A 4,076-nucleotide genomic window follows, 5' to 3' on the forward strand; every position below is an offset into this window, starting at 1 on the left:
ATGTTGGCGCTTGTTTTGGCGCTAAATTCGACCCGCCAGCCGATTCACTCAGACTTTAAACTTCGCAGCATAATATCAGGGTGACTCAATCAGAATTCCGATACCGGCTTTTTGCAGGGACGCCTTGAATGGTATTCCGTGTTTATCGTCAACATTCCGATGAGCATTATTTGCTTCACCGCGGGATATTTTTATATCAGTGAATCCAGAGATTTACATGCGCCAAGACTTGATCCAACCGGTGCGGCCTTGTCCATCGCGGCCTTGTTTTCAGTGGTCTACGGCATCATCAAGGCCGGTGAGGAAAGTTGGACTCATAGCTCGGTGATAATCTGGCTCAGTATTGGAGTGATCTTGCTGACGGGTTTTGTTTTATGGGAAAGGCGTTCATCTCATCCCATGTTTCCCATAACATTCTTCAAGAACATGTCTTTCACCGCACCCGTTGTCGCCATGACATTGGCAGCTTTCAGTATATACGGGATAAATTGGTTTTTCAGCCAGTATTTTCAATCTGTGCAGGGACACAGTGCTCTTGCAGCGGCTATACGTCTTCTGCCGGTAGCTGTCATTATTATGATAGCATCAATGCTGGCACCTCGGCTGGCTCGTGGCGTCGGCCTCAAACTGCCGATCTCTCTGGGCCTCTTTATCTGTGGGGTTGGATTCATTTATTTATCCTTTGTTGACAGCGACAGTTCTTATGCAGTGATTGTAGGTGGATTGCTTCTAGCTGGGGGAGGATATGGCTTAGCGTGGAGCCCATCCACTGATTCTGTTATGGGATCGGTGCCGGAGAGCCGGGCAGGGGTAGGCTCAGCAACGGATCAGACCACACAGCAGATAGGTGGCGTTCTCGGTATAGCGGTTCTTGGTGCGGTACTCAATGACATATACCGAGACAGGGTGGAGAATATTGGAGCCTCCTTGACGTTATCCAAAGAGAATTATGAAGCAATTGAGAGTAGCATCCAAAGTGCTCACATAGCTGCCAGGGACTTCCCACAGGACACAGCGCAACTTGTTATCAGGGAAACTGGTGAGGCCTTTACGGCTGGCATGACGGAAGCTATGTTCATCGCAGGAGTGGTGCTGGTTGTAGCCTCGTTGGTGATGCTGTTTATCTTGCCAAATCGCATACGGCCTTCCAAAGAATAATATACTGTGATTCAGATGATCAAGTCTCACGAGATACTCCGCCAGTTTGAGATTAAAGGATTATTACCACCCAACAACGCGCTGCAGTCGACTGCCAGAGCGTCATTTTTTAAGTGCGGTCTTGCTTCCGGGACAAGGTTTTAAGAACAAGGGTTGACCGGCATAACTCTGGCGGTGGCTGAATTCGGACGTTATGAACATCTTGATTAAAAGCGGAGAGGGCCTCCTTTCCATTCCTCAAGCGGGCGAACTGATCGGCGTAACCCGGATTACTGCCTGGCAATGGGCCAAGGATGGCAAGATGCCCACGATCACCCTTGGCAAACAAACTCTGGTGTTCCGACAAACTGCTGAGGAGATAAAGAAACAGCGTGAAGCTGCGCCTGTTAGTGAGAAGAATCGACGGTTGGAACTAAGGAAAGCGGCGCTCCAGAAAGAGCTGGAGCAAATAGAAAAACAGATCAGGGATAAAGAACAAAAATCAAAACGAAAACCGAAAAGAGCCAAAGCCAACGTAGGTCCGCCCATGACTTAGGATCATGTGGGGCAACCCTTGAGGGTTCGAGTCCCTCCTTCCCCATTTCCACGACCATGTTGCCTCTTATCTCCCACTAGGCTATTAGTACTACCTTTCGTTCTCAAGCAGTCCGTGGGACTATAATGTCTTGCGGGGGGTAGCATCATGAGAACGGAAGAAGCCATCCGGATATTCCTAGATAACTGCAGAGCCCGAAATCTGAAGCCGTCAACCATCAGCTGGTACCGCCAGCGCTTGGTGCGCTTCTCCAAATGCTACCCCGAACTCCCCGAAGTTATTGACCCCATCGAGACCTTCCTCGCCGGCATAAACGGTTCCGCAGAGTCCAAGCATTCCTATTTCCGAACCTTGAGAGCCCTCTACTATTTCATCGAACCTCGATACCACATTGCCAACCCCATCAAAGGCGGCAACGTCGAACCGCGGCGCCAAAAGAAGGTGATGCCCACGCTCGAGCCCGATGAGGCGATGCGGTTTTTGCTGACAGCAGGAACGCTGCGGGATAGAGCTCTATTCACCCTTTTCCTGGATACGGGTATCCGCACCATCGAGGCGGCAACGCTGCGCCAATCCCGTGTCAGGGAAGACTCGGTGATCGTTGACGGCAAGTCGGGGGAGCTTGAGGTGCCGATCAGCGAGGAGACCCGCCGTCTGCTTCTGGCTCTTATTGCCCAGGTCGGCCCTCAGGAATATGTCTTCACTAACGGTCGCGGAGGCCCGCTCTCCCGGCATACTGTCTACAAGCTGGTGCGCGATCATATGAAAACGGCCGGCATCTACGGCCCTAAGCTGGGGGCGCATCGGCTGCGCCATACCTTCGGTCGAGGCTACTTGGTGGCCGGTGGGGACACCCGATCCCTTCAGAGAATCATGGGGCACAAGGATCTCATGACGACTGAACGGTACGTAAATCTTGGCATGAGGGACATCGTGGCCAAACACCATCGGCACACGCCGCTGAGATTGATTCATTCTGCCGCCCAGGCATCGTTATTCGCAAGTGAGATGATCAAGGAAGCCGAGGGCATCATAACTAAAAGTCCCGAAACACGAAAGAGTTCTCCGCCAACAAGGCAACAGGATCGCCTATTTTGATTCTGGCTTGGGGTGAAAGGTATGGTGGTTTGGTGGGGCCAGGTAGGGTAAGGCATGGTGCGGTACGGCACGGCGAGGTAAGGTTAGGTGCGGCAGGGTTTGGCAAGGCAGGGTAGGGCAGGGTAGGGAATATCAACTCAGGCCCATTAGCGATGCAACAAAGAGGAGAGGTAAGGAAGCATGAAAACATACCAGGTATCCATTCAAGGTGTCACCCCATTGCTGATGCACCGGTTCCCGATGGATAAGGCAGACAGCAAAAGCAAGAAGAGAACGGGCGTGCCGGACTGGAAAGAAGAGGCGCTCAACTCTCTCTACACGGACGAGCAAGGTCGCATCTACGAGCCGAGCGATCATATCGAGGGCTCTCTCAAGGAGGCAGCCAGGCAGTTCAAGATAACCGGAAAGAGAAGCGCGACATATGCCAAGCTGATCGGCTCGACGGTAGCAGTCTCCCCGGCTGCCATTCCTCACAAGATAACCGACTATGTTGTTGATTCCCGACCTGTTGTGGTTCAGCGGGCACGGGTCATTCGGTACAGGCCCCGTTTCGACAAGTGGGAGATTGATTTTGAGATAAGGTCTATGGACGATCAACTGGATAAAGAGGTCCTGAAGCAAATCCTTGACTACGCCGGTTCTTATGTTGGCATCGGCGATTTTCGTCCCGGTCGTGGGGGTAAATTCGGTAAGTTCATTGTCACTAGGTTTGTGGAAGGGTAAGGGATGGTTTGGTGTGTTTTGGTAGGTCGCGGTTCGGCATGGTTGGGTATGGCGGGGTCAGGAGGGGCGCGGTAGGGTAAGGCAAGGCAGGGACTGAAATCGGGAAAAATTCATGAAGCTGACGATCGAGGAACTGGATTTCGTAACAGCGTGTTTGAAAAAGCTTGCGGCGGCTTGGGATATTTCCGGAGCTGCCGTGGATGTTCTCACTCCAGAAGATCGCCGGATGCTGTTGCAGATCCTCAAAAAGCACCAGGCCGAGGAGATTCTGCCGGGCAGCACCTACGGGGAGGGTTGAAACGGTCTGCAATATCGTGCTCTGAGGAGGATAACAAAATGAGCCGACAGGCGCAGAAGATATGGAGTCGTGAAATCGCTGCAGCCAGGCTTCGAGACGTCCGAAAGCCTATGGAGCAGCTGCAAAGACTGGCCGATCAGGGCCGGAAAGTACCCGCCTCCGACGTTAGAGCATGCCTGGAGAAGATGGAAAAACCTCTGGCGGAGCTGGAGCACCTATGCGATCCCCGGTTGAAGATGCCCTTAGCTCTCAAAAAATCCCTCG

6 protein-coding genes are annotated in these 4,076 nt (G+C 52.5%); all 6 read left to right on the top strand.

Features of this window, described 5'->3' with window-relative positions; translation table 11 throughout:
* The first annotated feature begins 111 nt into the window (after positions 1–111).
* Complete coding sequence (locus PHV74_15235; GenBank protein ID MDD5095707.1) at positions 112–1,158, top strand: MFS transporter; 1,047 nt, start codon at positions 112–114, stop codon at positions 1,156–1,158.
* Between the two features lie 193 nt (positions 1,159–1,351).
* Entirely contained in the window at positions 1,352–1,693 is a 342-nt protein-coding gene (locus tag PHV74_15240; protein ID MDD5095708.1) for a hypothetical protein, read from the top strand.
* Between the two features lie 147 nt (positions 1,694–1,840).
* Positions 1,841–2,791 (top strand): tyrosine-type recombinase/integrase, encoded by a 951-nt coding sequence (locus PHV74_15245; GenBank protein MDD5095709.1) that lies wholly within the window; start codon positions 1,841–1,843, stop codon positions 2,789–2,791.
* A gap of 180 nt (positions 2,792–2,971) precedes the next feature.
* The gene (locus PHV74_15250; GenBank protein MDD5095710.1) at positions 2,972–3,514 is read left to right on the top strand and encodes a hypothetical protein; all 543 of its coding nucleotides are present in this window, start codon (positions 2,972–2,974) and stop codon (positions 3,512–3,514) included.
* Between the two features lie 112 nt (positions 3,515–3,626).
* On the top strand, positions 3,627–3,812 hold the full coding sequence (locus tag PHV74_15255) for a hypothetical protein (GenBank protein MDD5095711.1): 186 nt from the start codon (positions 3,627–3,629) through the stop codon (positions 3,810–3,812).
* A 38-nt stretch (positions 3,813–3,850) separates the two neighbouring features.
* Positions 3,851–4,076 (top strand): hypothetical protein (locus PHV74_15260; protein ID MDD5095712.1); only part of this gene is annotated, 226 nt, incomplete at its 3' end.

The sequence above is a fragment of the Dehalococcoidia bacterium genome, assembly GCA_028711995.1.
Lineage (GTDB): Bacteria > Chloroflexota > Dehalococcoidia > SZUA-161 > SpSt-899 > JAQTRE01.

Bases quoted from the DNA above. Each gene is read 5' to 3' on its own strand.
- PHV74_15245 (MDD5095709.1), top strand. From the start codon at position 1,841: ATGAGAACGGAAGAAGCCATCCGGATATTCCTAGATAACTGCAGAGCC.
- PHV74_15240 (MDD5095708.1), top strand. From the start codon at position 1,352: ATGAACATCTTGATTAAAAGCGGAGAGGGCCTCCTTTCCATTCCTCAA.
- PHV74_15250 (MDD5095710.1), top strand. From the start codon at position 2,972: ATGAAAACATACCAGGTATCCATTCAAGGTGTCACCCCATTGCTGATG.
- PHV74_15255 (MDD5095711.1), top strand. From the start codon at position 3,627: ATGAAGCTGACGATCGAGGAACTGGATTTCGTAACAGCGTGTTTGAAA.